10 protein-coding genes are annotated in these 14849 nt (G+C 47.4%); 3 read left to right on the plus strand and 7 right to left on the minus strand.

What is annotated here, in order from left to right; all coding sequences use genetic code 11:
- Window positions 1-96: 96 nt before the first annotated feature.
- The 3 genes from ACN2TU_RS16565 to ACN2TU_RS16575 all read right to left on the minus strand — a co-directional run bounded on the left by ACN2TU_RS16565 (window position 97) and on the right by ACN2TU_RS16575 (window position 4611).
- Window positions 97-1032, minus strand: a complete 936-nt coding sequence (locus ACN2TU_RS16565) for a hypothetical protein (RefSeq protein ID WP_435156879.1) — start codon at window positions 1030-1032, stop codon at window positions 97-99.
- Window positions 1033-1173: 141 nt separating this feature from the next.
- Entirely contained in the window at window positions 1174-2922 is a 1749-nt protein-coding gene (locus ACN2TU_RS16570; RefSeq protein WP_435156880.1) for an O-antigen ligase family protein, read from the minus strand.
- 375 nt (window positions 2923-3297) lie between these two features.
- A complete protein-coding gene (locus tag ACN2TU_RS16575; RefSeq protein ID WP_435156881.1) occupies window positions 3298-4611 on the minus strand; it encodes a sulfatase-like hydrolase/transferase in 1314 nt (437 codons plus the stop codon).
- 319 nt (window positions 4612-4930) lie between these two features.
- Here ACN2TU_RS16575 and ACN2TU_RS16580 point away from each other — a divergent pair, with 319 nt between their 5' ends.
- From ACN2TU_RS16580 to ACN2TU_RS16590, 3 genes are all read left to right on the plus strand, one after another.
- Window positions 4931-6088: a glycosyltransferase family 4 protein gene (locus ACN2TU_RS16580; RefSeq protein ID WP_435156882.1), complete on the plus strand. Its 1158-nt coding sequence runs from the start codon at window positions 4931-4933 to the stop codon at window positions 6086-6088.
- A 76-nt stretch (window positions 6089-6164) separates the two neighbouring features.
- Window positions 6165-7307 (plus strand): glycosyltransferase family 4 protein, encoded by a 1143-nt coding sequence (locus ACN2TU_RS16585; RefSeq protein WP_435156883.1) that lies wholly within the window; start codon window positions 6165-6167, stop codon window positions 7305-7307.
- Between the two features lie 139 nt (window positions 7308-7446).
- Complete coding sequence (locus ACN2TU_RS16590; protein WP_435156884.1) at window positions 7447-8511, plus strand: glycosyltransferase family 2 protein; 1065 nt, start codon at window positions 7447-7449, stop codon at window positions 8509-8511.
- Between the two features lie 17 nt (window positions 8512-8528).
- On the opposite strand, the gene ACN2TU_RS16595 is transcribed toward ACN2TU_RS16590, so the two are convergent.
- The 4 genes from ACN2TU_RS16595 to ACN2TU_RS16610 all read right to left on the minus strand — a co-directional run bounded on the left by ACN2TU_RS16595 (window position 8529) and on the right by ACN2TU_RS16610 (window position 14213).
- Complete coding sequence (locus ACN2TU_RS16595) at window positions 8529-9443, minus strand: NAD-dependent epimerase/dehydratase family protein (protein WP_435156886.1); 915 nt, start codon at window positions 9441-9443, stop codon at window positions 8529-8531.
- Between the two features lie 197 nt (window positions 9444-9640).
- Window positions 9641-11086, minus strand: coding sequence for a sugar transferase (locus ACN2TU_RS16600; protein WP_435156887.1), 1446 nt, complete (start codon window positions 11084-11086; stop codon window positions 9641-9643).
- A gap of 769 nt (window positions 11087-11855) precedes the next feature.
- Window positions 11856-12686 (minus strand): undecaprenyl-diphosphate phosphatase, encoded by an 831-nt coding sequence (locus tag ACN2TU_RS16605; protein ID WP_435156888.1) that lies wholly within the window; start codon window positions 12684-12686, stop codon window positions 11856-11858.
- Between the two features lie 504 nt (window positions 12687-13190).
- Window positions 13191-14213, minus strand: coding sequence for an O-antigen ligase family protein (locus tag ACN2TU_RS16610; protein ID WP_435156889.1), 1023 nt, complete (start codon window positions 14211-14213; stop codon window positions 13191-13193).
- Window positions 14214-14849 lie beyond the last annotated feature (636 nt).

Here is a 14849-nt window from a genome sequence, read left to right on the forward strand (position 1 = left end):
GAGTTGTGTTGTTTTCTTTATTCTTCAACGATCCTCGATTCCATCGGAGACTTCGTTATCTTTTTCGCCGCTTCGAGTGGTAAAGTTGTTCTGATTCTATTTGTAACCTAGAGCCTCTAACCGTTCGTCGATCGTATCGTCAGTCACGTCTTGATGGTCTTGATCGGTAGGTGGTTCGCTAGTAATCGTTCTACGGGATTGGAATGGATATTCGAACCACGGGACTGTGACTAGCGACTCAGCAGTTGCAAATTTCGGGTGAGAATACCGATGTGGACTTGCTGAAAGAACTCGATACGCAGGTTCATTTAGTAGATTTCCATGATCGGAGGTAATGACGGTTTTCCCGTCTAATTGTTCGCAAAGATTCTTAATGATTGGAAGAATAATTTCCAGGTTCTCATCGTACGCACGTTCTAATGTAGTACGTGAAAGTTCCCCGTTTCTTACTTTGAACCAGACCCGTTGTCCGGTTTCATCATTCGATTCTTTTCCGAGAGCTCGCTGTCGAGCGTGGCTGTTCCCGCTCAGGGTACCGATCTCTTCTCGTGCAAACGGGCCGATGAAGGGATGGTGTGGCTGCATAAAGTGGGCAACGATTCTTTTATCCGGATATCGATCCGCCATTTCTAGTGTAGCTTCTTGGATACTCTCCGGAAGAACTGTACCATGTTCTTCATCCCAGTGTGTCTTCCAAGTCTCTTCTAGCGCATGGAAAGAATCCCCCGCATCCATGGACACAAACGGATTCCCCGTTATGTACACTGTATCGAGGAACGTTCGCCCTGTGAAGTTGTTAGTGATAAACTCACGTGTTGCGGATCCTGCTGAACGCCGCGAATGCAACTTCCCGGGGAAATCTACCAGGCGTTCGAACATGTCATACCGACAAGCATCTAAAATAAGGAGGTTATCCCAATCTTCAGCCATCACATCGCATCCGAATACCCTATTTTCTACTCGACCAATGTGTTGGCGAGCCTTATACAATAGTTTTTCAGGGTTATCGATTACTTTTTTTACTTTATTCATATTTTTCCAAGTATAGGTACGAAAGCGGAATTCAACTTCAGATAAACACAGGAGGAGTATAATACTTATGACGGTATGACGGCATATGGCATCTATTAGAGCGTTGAGTCCTCGTCAAGCACCGATCCTACGGGATTTGTTCTACATATTTTTCTCTTTCTGATACTCTCCAAAGATTGCGCCTCCTAATATCCAAAAGATGAACGTGATTTTCATATTGTATATTTGAGGATTCCAAAACCCGAACGCTGCGATACCGACCAGTCCAGCGAGAATGCCGGAGACTAGCAATGGGTCAGTCGAGTTCATATTTAGAAGCCGCCAACCGTAAAAACCGATACAGATTAATGAACCCATATACAGACTAAACCCTATCAACCCAGTTTCCGCCAATATCGCAAGATAGGTATTGTGAATGAGTCGAGGATGACTATATCCATCGGGGACGGAAAGTCCATAATCCTCTGCGATATGTACAAAATTGACACCACCGATTCCGAAGATAGGGTGATCGGCGAAGACATCAAGAGCCACACCGTACTGTTGGAATCGAGTTCCTAAGTTTGCAGTCGAAAAGAATGGGATTGACACCTTCTTTGTGGTGTTATTTGCAGATGTGACTAACTTCTTTTCCTTAGTCAATGCTGATTCACCACTTTTTGACGTCGTCTTCTCCCTAGTCGATGCTGTTTTATCGCTTTCTGACACATTCTGTGACGTTAAGTCAAGTGATTCACCACTAGCCACATCGTGAGCCGTCGAGTGAGATACAACTTCCACAGGTGATGAGTTAGAGCTCATCGTAGTAGAGAACGAGTCACCAGTCACGTGCGAGGGGACGAGAACAATTAACAAGAGGAGGAGAACCAGGCATATGCCTTTAGTTTTCGTTCCTTTCGGGAGTGAAATCGTCAACGTATCTTTAGAACGAAGGTAGAAAAGCAATGCACCATAACATAGTGAGGAAAGTATAACAGCACCTCGTACCGAATCTGCTGCGGAGAATCGAATTATTGCGACGAATAAGACGAGACTGAGGAGGAGAAGGTTGCGTCGTATACCATCTTCTCTAATCGCCAGACTCGCAACAATTGGTATGGCTGTTGCACAGAATATCGAGAGTGTGAACGACATACCTGTAAAGCCGGCAACAAATGGACCTATGCTAAAGCTACCCACCACTGGGAGTGTCATCCAAACGCGTTTGTACGCACCTCCCTCTCCGAGATAAGACAGACCAAAAGAACCCTGATGAAGTAGTTGGGCGACTCCGACAAATGCCTGACCGATAATGATGAGTAGAAAAATCGTCACGAGTTGTTTCATCGTGAGAATATCCTTCCGTATCGCCATTTCAACCAACCAGACGACAGCAACGATCTCCACTGCATATAGAACGAAAAATCCAGCCGGTATGAATTTCACGCGAATTCCAAAGATTACTGAAAGTACTGTGGCTACGACAAATCCACCGAGAAGATAGACTGGTACTCCCGGTGAATCGTAATACCAACCAGCTGCTACAGCGATTAAACAGAGAAATATGAGCGGAAAGTGGACTAACAGAATCCGTCCAACAATGGCGGTTGGATATTTATTTGCAGCTGGCAAAATTGGTATATCCGCATTAAACGTGGCTAGGACGATGAGTGAAATGAAGCCACCAAGTAGCCAGGCATCTTGAGATACCACCACGGCTGCAAACACTATGCCAACAATTCCGACTCCGACGAGCAGTGGAAGTGGGAGTGGTATACCGGAGGATTTAATGATAAAATGAAAAAGTGGCGCACCCAATAGGAGCCCAACAATAAGGGTGCAAGTAAGGAAAATTGTTTGAGACCAAGCATTGGAAATAGTCGTGCTGTTCCGAGATCCAAGTAAGCCCATATGGTTCTACAGGCAAAGCGAGTCTATAAATATATTCCAGGACAGGCGAATATGTCCAATAATAAATCATAGTATAAAACCGTGATGTAGATTATAATCGTATAAAAAAGATTAAATTAATCGTCCCAATAACTCAACGGAGAGATTATCAAGTTGGGATTAATGCTCAAATGTCTTATGGATATTCAATGGGAGACAAACAACAGAAATTACAATTTATTATCCATAGTGAGCATCTGATTTCGCCGGGTATTCTAATCACTAAATACTCCTAAGGTATCTTTACACTATTGTTCACCAATATAATCTCGTAACAGCGGCTCTCACGTCGAGTAGAGCTGAATAAGCAGTGAAGAAGGGCGTGGAAATATAAAGTTAAGCGTATCCCAGATCCTCTAATCGATCTTTGATTTCGTCCGGAACGTCGTTGTTCTTCTCCACGTCGCGGATGTCCAATTCTTCACACAGTCGTTGTATTTTCTCGCTGACATCTGGATCCTGATTCGTACCGGTGACTTGGACCCCTGATTGAGTTTCGTATCCGTAGTAATCTTGTGGAGCGACGTACCCGCTGAGATCATCGTTGTACCGCTCAACATCGTCTCCATATCCATTTTCCTCCAGCTTTTTCTCGCTCCAAGAGGTGAGTCCGTGATACTCGGTCAAAAACGACCCCTCGGAGAGATCCTCGAGGAGGTTCCGTCCACGTGATTCACCTTCGATACCGGCGAGCGTCTGAATCGTTCGATGAACGTCAAGGATACTCACTGCACCAGCGTCACTGCCGGAAAGGTCATCGCCCGAGATGACCAGTGGCACGTGCGTCAATTGCGGATAGATCCCGTATTCGTGACCCCACGAATCGTGTTCACCGAGAAGTTCGCCGTGGTCAGCCACGGTAATCACATAATCGAACTTGGAAGATAGAAGGTCGAAAATTTCCTTATAGATATCGGAAAGATAAGTGGCACAGTCGTCGTATGCTTGTTTCGTTTGACTAGCATCGACTTCATCAATGCTGATATCTCCGACAGAGCCAGTCAAATCGGGCTCTTCAACGGTTTGGTACTCAGACGGGACTCGATATGGTTCGTGTGCTTCCATGAGATTAAGGAAGAGAAACTCTCGGTCACCAAACTGCGTCTCCTCGAGCCATTCTAGCGCTTCTAACGAACCTCCATACTCGGTGGGATTTCCACCATAACGAAGGAGATTGATTCCAGTCACCAGAGAGGGGATCGTTGCGGAATCGTCCTGAATGCAGGCATACAATGCTTTCAGGTATTTCTTGGCACCTGTATCGTCCGCATTTCGATTATAATTTCGCCAATCGAACTGGTTATCGTCATTTAGATGCTCCATCTTTTCTGGAGCGTCGAACTGAGTAAATCCGCGATCGAAATCGAAGTGACCCGAAACGTTCGTGTTTGCGCTGAATGCGCGCGTTTCGTATCCCTGTTCCCGAAGTTGTTCAGCGATTGCAGGCTCGTCCGCGTCGAAATACATGTTCTTCGCATGGACGCCTACTTCGCTTGAATACAGGCCAGTAAATAGGGAAGCGTGAGCGGGGACGGTCCAATTAGCCGTTGAGTAGGCCCGTTCGAATCGTTTCCCAGGTAGCCAATCAAAATGTTTATCAAACGCATCTTTCCGAAGGGTATCGAGAACTACAAGTGCAATATTTGTCATTTTGGCCTCGTATTTCGATTGGATAATTCTAATCACTCATCCACTGTTTAGTTTTCCATCTTCTCTGGATATTTCTTTGCGAATTTCTTAGGTAGGATTAAAAACTATATGAGATCATAATCAATAATATAGTGCTGTAAATCGGCAATCCAATGCTACAATGCGACCAAATAGAATCCACGCATCCAGTATCGGAGACGGGGATAGTATTATTTTCTACTACATCGGATAAACATTATTAGATACGTAGTCACAAGTCTGATGATAATGCCCACGAAAACAGGGACTACTTACCGTAACAGGAGAGTACGTGATTTACATGACTACTATCGCAGTAATCCATCCGGATTTTTCCGTAAAAGGCGGTGCGGAAGCCGTTTGCATGAACGTGCTAGAAGCATTACAAGATCAGTATGACGTTACTCTGTTTACCACACAGACACCGGATTTCGAGAAATTGAATCCCTATTATAATGCAGACGTCGGTAACATAACTGTTCGAGTCCCCACGTCTAGTACGATATTGAATGAGGCGATAGGCTCTCGGTTAGGTCTTTTAAAATATGCGCTACTAAACCGTGCTATTCGGGAATCGCTGCATGCGTTTGACCTCGTGATTGGAACGTTTAATGAATTAGGAACGGATGGCAATCCGATCCTCTATTTCCACCACCCTGTTTACTCCCAACCGAAAGTTGCACTCGATGCGAGGGACCAAAGTGGCTCACGGGATGTTTATACAGAATTCTGCAGATACATCGCAGGTGCATCCACCGAACGGATCCGAAATTCGATGGCGCTTGCAAACTCCGATTGGATGGCCAATCTTGTAGAAGAGGAGTACAATATCCGACCGAAAACCGTCTATCCCCCGGTAGATACCGAGGAATTCGACCCCGCCCCGCACGACGAAAAGGAGAACGGCTTCGTTTCGATCGGTCGTTTCGCACCCGATAAGAACATCCTCCGAAACATCGAAATCATTGCTCGACTTCACGAACGTGGTCATGATGTTCATCTTCATTTGATCGGACCACCACATATGTCCGACTATCAACAACAAATAGAAGCGAGAGCAGAGAAACACGACTTCGTTCATATAGAGAACGAAGTTAGTCGTGAAGAGCTAGTCCAACTGGTGAATACACACCGATACGGACTACATGGGAAGAACAACGAGCATTTCGGAATGGTCGTTGCAGAAATGGTCGCTGGAGAAGCTCTTCCCTTTGTACCTAATAGCGGTGGTCAGCGTGAAATTGTCAATAATCAGTCTACTCTCCTCTATGACTCTGTTTCGGAAGCTGTAGAAAATATCGATACCGTTCTCTCAAATCCGGAATTTGAACGAAAGCTTCGAACAAACCTCCCGTCGATTACCGAGCAATTCGGTCGAGATCGTTTTCGAACGGAAATACGAACCGTGGTGGGAGGGGAACTCGACAGCCCATCCCCACGGACGATCAAGGTGGAGTAGTCCATATTATAGGAACTACTGAAATTTCGATTCAAAGGCGGAATCTATTATAGAACCACATTAGAAAAGGAAACCGATGAAGATCGGTCTCGACGCACGAACGCTTGTTGGAAATATCTCGGGAGTTGGCAATTATCTTGCGAACATCATCGAGTCGGGTGCTTTCGCAGGGCATACGCTATATGCATATTACGACGACCGCGCGAACGAATCCCCTGCATCGATCGAAATCCCGGAGAGCACCACACTGGTTTGGCGACCAATACGCTCTCCCGGGTTCGTTGACAACTTACTCGGGGCTGCTGCACCGACATGGTGGGTGAATATAACCTTGCTAAGGGCGCTAAAAGAAGACCGAGTAGGCTCTTTCTTCGGACCGAACTTCGTTCAGCCAATCATGTTCGATGGGCCGAGTACGATCATCGTCCACGATATGATTCATCGAACCTATCCAGATGCGCATCCTCGATTGTATCGTATTTACCTACGAGCATTCCTCGGTAGAGCAGTGGAAAAAGCAGATCGGATCATCACCGTTTCGAGTCACTCGGAGCAAGATCTCCAGAACTACCGTGATATCCACCCCGAAAAAATCTCGGTAGCACCAGGTGCAGCCAATGAACGCTATCGGCCGCGCGAGCTCTCGTCGAAAACAAGTGAACGACTACGAGAGAAATACGATTTACCCGACCAGTTTCTTCTCTACGTCGGGAATATCGAACCACGGAAAAATTTAGTGGCGGTTATCGAAGCGTTGTCCTTACTGAGCGAAGAGGAGCGGCCGCCGCTCGTAATAGTCGGTAAAGAGCAACTCGCAGACGAAGGGTTCAAAGAGGTATATCAACAGTGTCACTTCAAGGATCAGATCACATTTACCGGCTATGTTGCAGAAGAAGATCTCCCACTCCTGTATAATATGGCTCGCATTTTCGTGTTTCCATCGCTCTATGAAGGATTTGGTCTCCCCGTCTTAGAGGCAATACAATCAGGTACACCCGTTATTACATCGAGTACCTCCTCACTCCCGGAAGTAGTCGGTGATGCGGCAATCACGGTTGATCCCCAGGACGTATCCACTATCAGCCGAGAAATCAGTGACCTGTGGACAAACGAGCACGCACGAGATAAGTATCGAGAGCTCGGGTATGAACGAGCAACCAAATTCTCATGGCAACAGACGGCAGAAAAGATCGCAAAGACCTGGGATTCAATGTTCTGATTGAGATCACTATCGCCAACTCTTATCTTCCCGTCTTGAGAATTGCCGAACGATGATCGCTCTTCTGGTGACACTCGCTTTTATTGTCGGGTTGTCAATAATGCTATACACATATGTCGGGTATCCACTTGTCCTCATTGTGCTATCGAAATTCGTGCAACGGGATGAGGAGAACTACCCAGACTTCCGTCCATCGGTCACGATGATCGTCGCTGCACATAACGAAGAATCGATCATGCAGGAAAAGCTCGAGAATACACGAGCAATCGAGTACGACGGTCAATTCGATTGCATCATCGTTTCGGATTCGACCGATAAGACGGATACAATAGTCGAACAACACGCTGGGACTCGAACGCGACTCCTCTCGTTGGAGGAACGACGAGGAAAGAGTTACGCCCTTAATCAAGCAGTTGCCGAAGCAACCGGGGATGTACTCGTGTTTTCCGACGCAAATACGATGTACGACTCCGATGCGATAATCGAATTAGTCGCACCACTCGCCGACGATGCTGTGGGATTGACGACGGGCTCACTTCGATTGGTTGACGCCGAGGGGAAGAGTACCGAGAGTTCCTATTGGAAATATGAATTAGGCATCCGAAAACTCGAATCGAAATTGGGGACAACAGTGAGCGCCAATGGCGGCATGCTCGCGCTACGCCGGAATAATTTCGATCAGATCCCGGAGGCAGCCCTCACAGACGATTTTATTGTAGTACTACAACAGGCAATGAGCGGTCGTCGAATCGTGTTCGTCGATTCGGCGAAAGCCACCGAAGAAACAACTGGGAACCTGTGGCAGGAATACAGACGGCGGATCAGAATCGGGGCTGGAAATTATCAGTCTCTCGTTTGGTACCGGTCATTGCTCTCCCCTCGACACGGACTGATCGCGTTCGAATTTTTCTCACACAAAGTTTGCAGATGGTGTTTACCTGCAGTGTTACTTCTTGTTCTTCTGTCGAACGCAGTGCTTGCAACACTTATCCCGTCCTTCCTGGCGACGACGCTACTGGTCGGACAACTAGCGTGCTATGGAGCGGCTGTAGTTGGAATGGCGAGCCCGCGCGCTCGATCGTCGGCGCTGTTTGGAATACCGGCGTATTTCCTCAGTATGAACCTCGCTTTCGCTTCCGGATTCGTACGGTTCTTGTCGGGAACTTCCATCGATATCTGGACATCTACCAGAGACGTAAGTTGAAAATTCGTTCTCCAAGTTCAGTTGATGATGGATTGCAATCCTTCGTGTAACGAGATAGTCGGTTCGTAGCCAAGCTTTTCATTTGCCTTCGAGATCTCCGCTTCGCTTTCCTGGATGTCCCCTGGACGGGGATCCGTATGGACAATCTCTGACGATGACCCGGAGACGTCGAGAATCGTCTCGGCGAGTTCGTTTATCGTTACGCTCTCGCCGGTGCCGATGTTATACGCTTCACCGACATGGTCGGTCGTCGCTGCCAGGAGATTGGCTTTGACGACATCATCAACATGGACAAAATCGCGGGTCTGTTTCCCCTCGCCATCGACGGTAATCGGTTCGCCGTTCGTTGCTTGGCGGTTGAAGATACTGATGACGCCGCTATAATCACCGCTCGATTGGCGTGGTCCGTAGATATTGAAGTATCTGAGTGCGACCGTCTCCAACCCGTACAACTCCTCGTAGAGACGAGCGTAGTGATCGAGCGCGGATTTCTGCAAGCCGTATGGGGATGATGGGGAAAAGGGTTCGTCCTCGGAAATTGGGACTGCAGTTGGCTGACCGTAAATCGCACAACTTGACGCCAAGACGACGCGAGCACCGATATCACGTGCCCGCTCGAGCAGGGCGAGGGTCGCATCGATGTTCACTTCGTTTGCGCGCATTGGTTCCTCCACGGACTGTTGGACACTCACGACGCCCGCTTCGTGGAATATCAGGTCGACGTCGGCCGTTGCACGGGCTAATGTCTCGGAATCACAGATGTCCCCTTCGATTACCGTCGCATTTTTGTTCACGTTCGAGCGCTTCCCGGAAGAAAAGTTGTCGAGGATTCGAACGTCGTTATCGGAAACGAGCGCATCGACAAGGTGGCTTCCGACGAAACCCGCTCCGCCGGTGACGAGGACAGCTTGGTCGACTGGCGTTTCTACCATTGTCTTTCTTGTGGAGACCCCTTGATTAAATCTGTTTCTACTGGGGCGATAGTCTGATACGAGACATATACGTCCAAATTAGGAGCTGAAACATCAACCGTCTATTGCATCGTCCGACGGAAGAACGCTAGCACTAGAGATACAGTTGGACGATTACCCATAAAGAGAAGAATCGAGAAAGGACGATGATAGTCAAACTAGCGTTTTTCTTCGCCACGGATGAGATACCCGACGTCCCTTACCACTTGCCACAGTTGCCGAGTCACGATTTGAACGTCGAACCAGAATGACTGTCGGCGGACATACTCGATATCGTACCGTAGTTTCTTGGCCGGTTCGTGGCCGGTCGCGTCGCTGATTTGTGCGAGTCCGGTCAATCCGGGCTTGATGAACCAGCGCTTTCTCCACTCCACGACCCCAGTTTCGATGTCGGAATCAAGTTCCGGTCGCTCCGGACGCGGTCCGACGACGCTCATGTCCCCCACAAGGATGGACCACAGCTGTGGAATCTCGTCCAAATGGGTTCGCCTGAGAATCCGGCCAACACGCGTGACACGCGGGTCAACTTCACCCTTGTCCTCTTCGCTAACCTTGGCACCAGTTTCGGCTTCTGCATCGGTGACCATACTTCTGAATTTGTACACTTGAAATGTCCCACCAAACTCCGCTGTTCGTGCCTGGCTATAAAACACTGGCCCGGGACTGTCGAGTTTGATTGCCAGTGCTATGACTCCGAGTAGTGGTGCAAACACGAGGAGGCTGATGGATGCAAACAGCACGTCGAACGCCCGTTTGAATAGATAATCTTGCCAGTCCCATGGTTCGAGGGCAATTTCGACGAGTTTGTCATCTTCCGTCGCTTCCGCCTTGGTAAGAATGCTATCGATCTGACGGCTCGGGGCTTTCGCAGTCACACCATGCTGGTGACACGTATCCAGTGCGCCAAAGAACTCTGCTCGATCGGTGGTAGAAAAGGCTAAAATAGCGACATCAACACTGTTTTCGAGTAAGACGTTCTCTAATCGAGAAAGTCCTCCAAGGCGTTTGACACCTGGCAAGGGTTGTTCAGTACCACCGTCAGTAATGACCTTTTTTCGTTCCCAATCTTTGATTTCTTTACCGCTTACTGGTGAGACATAGCCTAAAACGGGAGTATTGATGACTTCGAGGACATCATTGATGTGTCGAATATCGTCCCCGACAATGATCGCTCGCTCATTCTTGATACTCGGCCGTCTACGAATAGTAACGAACAGTAGCGGAAGAAAAACCCCGAGCAATGCCGAAATAACTATGAGCGTCGATCGGGGGAGACGATATGAATAATCGAAGTAACCGATGGTTGCGAGTCCGAGCATCGCGATCAAAAGTTGTTTTTCTGTGACGAAGAGCGTGTCCAGAATCCGCCGAGGACGGGGTTTGAACATAGGGATGAGACTCCCTGTCACGAGAAGTACAGTGATGAACCCCGCGACAGCGATTTTCGTTGGCGGAAGGACATTCGCATGAAGTTGGCTGACTACTGGAATTGAGGTCGTAATAAATACCTGTACGGCAGTGTAGTTTGCGACCGCAACCGCAAGTACAACTAATAATACCGTTCCAGCAATACTTGTGAAGCGGTAACGGGATGTGGAGGACATTGAAAAATTAAAGTTAGCACAAGACTATAAAGCTGATCCTTTAAAGGAATATATAATTATCTTTGTATAATGAACCAGCGACAGTCTATATAGAAATTTATCTGATCATTACTTTGTGTATAACTGTATTTTGGTTCAATAGTATCTATTTTATATAAATCAAATAGGGAATATAAGCAAGTCTCGTTTACGAACAGGTAGGGACATCATTACAATACTGTTAGCAATACATCGTTCAGATATGCGGACGTACGAAAGGTCACTACAATCAATGGTTCAATCGGTGCTGCTCGCCAAATGAACGCGAAATTCTCAACACACTCTCAGAACAACACGAACTCGTTTTGGCGAGGATATCTGATTGGTGGTATACTATCTGCTGCCCTCTGGTTTGGAATCGCTTTCTCAGTGCTACATCTCCTCTAATTGGAACCTAATTCCTGGTTTCACACCGAGAGAAAGTGATTCCAAATCTCCGACCAATAGTGTGAGCTTGCGAATATCGATATTTTTATGAAATTGAAAATGGCCCTAAATACCATATTATTTATTAATAAAGCATATATAATCCGAATAACATAGACAAAATACGATCGGAGGTATCATAACAAATGACAATCGACGATGTGATGATTGCAATTGGTATTCTGCTGGCTTCCTTTGGAATCGGATACGCATTCATCGGATTTTAACAACAATCGTTGAAAGTACTTCTTACCGATACTTCATCAAATCGATTTTCGCCTGGTTACATTCCTTGGAAGCCTTCCTACACCTGGAATTCGAGTAAGAAAATACCTCCCAGAATTGCTAGCACACCAATACCAACACAGACAGCCCAGAAGGACACACGTTCGACGACTCGCAACAACATGTCGATAGTGAGATAGCCGATGATAGCACTAGACGCGAGTGCAGCGACGGCAGCTGTGGGTGCGACGACGGGAAGGCCACCTGTTTCGAGAACGACTAACACTCCCGCACCCGCCGCGGCCGGAATGCTAAGCAGAAACGAGAGACGAAACGCGTCCGAACCGCTATATCCACGGAACAGAAGTGTTCCCGCAGTCGTTCCCGACCGCGAAACTCCTGGGAGAATAGCCAATCCTTGCATCGCGCCGACGAGAAGTGCATCTACCAACGTTGGTGTTTCACGGTTTCCTAATTCAAATCGGTCAGCGGTTCGGAGGAGTATTCCCGTACCGATCAGCAATACGCCGATAAGCGCGACAAAGCCCCCTCCCGCTAGTTCAGAAACCACAGCATCGAGAGTCTTGTACGCGAGGAGTCCGACAGCTCCGGACGCGAGAGTTGCGACGGTCAGAAACGAAAGCTCTGCCTGACGAGTCTGAAACGCCGAACTGGGGCGCCAATCCGGAAGCGATTCGAGGACGCCTTTAAGTTCACCTCGATAATACACCGCAGCGGCGACAGCAGTTCCTGCGTGTAAAAAGAGAGAGAAGCGCAGTGCTGCATCTGGTTGACTCCCCATTGCACGAAGAAATAGAGTGATATTTCCCTCGCTGGAGATCGGAAGCCACTCGAAGATCCCTTGTAAGATACCCGCGACGATGGCGACAAGGAGGGACTTTTCGGCCATAAAATGGGAATACTAGCCAAGGAAGAAAGGTAATTCGGTTTTAGATTGAGTTGGAAAAACAATAAGAACACGATGATTTGCATCCGGCCGAAAGCTATCCACTTCATCTTCTATAATTGCATATTTTTGAACAAAATGAAACCGAATCAGATGGTGTACTAGTGACCCTGTGTGCAGATTAGGTGAACGTATATCTATTTATTGACTGTATATCTGAATCCGACAGTAAATGGGTAGCCGAGACAATGCAGTTCGTAACCATCAAAACCTTCAGCCCGAAACTATCCGAATTTACCGGCTTCTGGATCGCCTTTCTCGTTTCGACACTAACTTTACTCGTTCTGTGGTCTACGATCTTCATTCTATTCTGAGCGCGCTGTGTATGAGACTGAGTTTATGATACTTCCGAGCGCTTTTAGACCACGGCAATGTGGCGTTTCAGCGGATGGCCCTCGTAATGACGGGTAAAATGGGGTTTTCCATCGAGGCGAACGCTCGAGAGATTCACTTACGATAGCCGCAGATGAGGTAGCCGAAAACCAAGGAAGAGAGTATCGATCCAACAGCGATATTGAACAGCGAATAAACTTCAAACATTTGATTGATCGAGAACGCGAGGGCGAATCCGAGCATCGGGACATCGACGGTGTTTTTTCGAACGATCCCTTCAAAGATGCTTCCCAGCACTATCGTTATGTACGCCAATCCACCGACGATACCGGTATGGAGAAAAATCTCCACATACGAGTTGTGTGGTGAGTATCCTCGCAAATTCGGATTTGGAACATTCGGCGCGATCGCCTCGTGGGTATTGATAACGCCATACCCGAGCGGAGATGGGGCCTCTAGAATTGTTCGGAATCCCCCCGTCCAGAGGGCAAATCGACCGTGAGTATCTATCGGAATTATCGTCAAAAAGATTCCAACGAAGAACAGTATTGTGAGTGCTCCGAGGGATATGACGGTGTACGGAATGCTTTGACGATCAAATACGACGTATCCGATATACACGGTCGACCCCAGAGCGAACGCGAGCCAGGCCGCCCGAGAGTGTGTCAAGTACAGGCCGAGGCCGTTCACCAGAAACAGCATCGCTGCAACCGGTATCAACAGTAATTGCCTTCGGCGAGAGTATTCTCCTGTTAATACAAGCGCCCCAAATGCACCTGCGAACGCGAGAACACCGACGGTGTTCGGATTCGATAAAATCGATTGCAAAAAGTGAACTTTCGTCCCGAGCAGCGGCAGTGCGAACTTCGCGTTAAAGAGCTTGATTTGCAGCCAGGAGAGCTCGTATTCCCCGATTATGTATGCCGGCAATCCGATCGTGACGACAAACGCTGATACGAGGGAGACGCCCCAAAGAAAGACATTCCGTGAGATGTACCTGGGTATGAAAAAGAGATTCAGTCCCATTATCAATGCCACGTAAACGACGAACGACGCTCTCGTTGAGCCGGCGCTCATTTCGTTGACGTGGTAGAAATATATCCCGAGTAGCGTCACGTATGAACTGATGTACACCATTCTACTTCGGAGAAATTGCAAGAAGTTGTGACTGGTTAGTGGATACAGAGTGTATAATAGGAAGATCAAAGCGACGTGTATGGTGCGTCCTTCCTCTGGTACAGGTATGTATTTGTTGTGCTGTCGGAGAAGAATAAAGGTTAGCAGTATCAGTGCCGCAAATTGTGCGACATGCAGCCACAGATTCCAATCTTCATCGTAATAACTGCGCATGAACAGTAGCAAAGGAGATACGTAGAGAAAAAGCAAGACGAGATGAAACGACCCGTACTGTTCGGGAGAGTTTGGTGAGCGGAGGAGAACATCTACAAGGAGAAGTGGTATCAGAAGTAGCTGGATAAGGGCTAGCGGCCTGAAGTTTTCTGTGAACGGATTCAGTGATAGTGATGTAGAAGCTTTTTGTTTGTCTTGTAAACTCATTTTTTCCTCTATAGTTAGAAGCACCATGGTACTAAGGGATAAAAAGAGTAATTCTTTATTCTATTTCACTTCCGACAGTGAGTTAATTGGTAAGAGGAGATGATATCGGCCATAGTCGTCTCAGTTCTTTTTATTTGGTTGAATTTGGATGAAAACAATTAAAGGCCGTTTTGAACAGTTCAATTCGTAGAGTTTCGAAACCACAATGATGATTTC

It is taken from the genome of Haladaptatus marinus (assembly GCF_051194195.1).

What these genes read in the sequence shown, in the direction of transcription:
- ACN2TU_RS16565 (WP_435156879.1), bottom strand. Translation starts at nt 1,032, where the DNA reads ATGAATAAAGTAAAAAAAGTAATCGATAACCCTGAAAAACTATTGTAT.
- ACN2TU_RS16570 (WP_435156880.1), bottom strand. Translation starts at nt 2,922, where the DNA reads ATGGGCTTACTTGGATCTCGGAACAGCACGACTATTTCCAATGCTTGG.
- ACN2TU_RS16575 (WP_435156881.1), bottom strand. Translation starts at nt 4,611, where the DNA reads ATGACAAATATTGCACTTGTAGTTCTCGATACCCTTCGGAAAGATGCG.
- ACN2TU_RS16580 (WP_435156882.1), top strand. Translation starts at nt 4,931, where the DNA reads ATGACTACTATCGCAGTAATCCATCCGGATTTTTCCGTAAAAGGCGGT.
- ACN2TU_RS16585 (WP_435156883.1), top strand. Translation starts at nt 6,165, where the DNA reads ATGAAGATCGGTCTCGACGCACGAACGCTTGTTGGAAATATCTCGGGA.
- ACN2TU_RS16595 (WP_435156886.1), bottom strand. Translation starts at nt 9,443, where the DNA reads ATGGTAGAAACGCCAGTCGACCAAGCTGTCCTCGTCACCGGCGGAGCG.
- ACN2TU_RS16600 (WP_435156887.1), bottom strand. Translation starts at nt 11,086, where the DNA reads ATGTCCTCCACATCCCGTTACCGCTTCACAAGTATTGCTGGAACGGTA.
- ACN2TU_RS16605 (WP_435156888.1), bottom strand. Translation starts at nt 12,686, where the DNA reads ATGGCCGAAAAGTCCCTCCTTGTCGCCATCGTCGCGGGTATCTTACAA.
- ACN2TU_RS16610 (WP_435156889.1), bottom strand. Translation starts at nt 14,213, where the DNA reads ATGGTGTACATCAGTTCATACGTGACGCTACTCGGGATATATTTCTAC.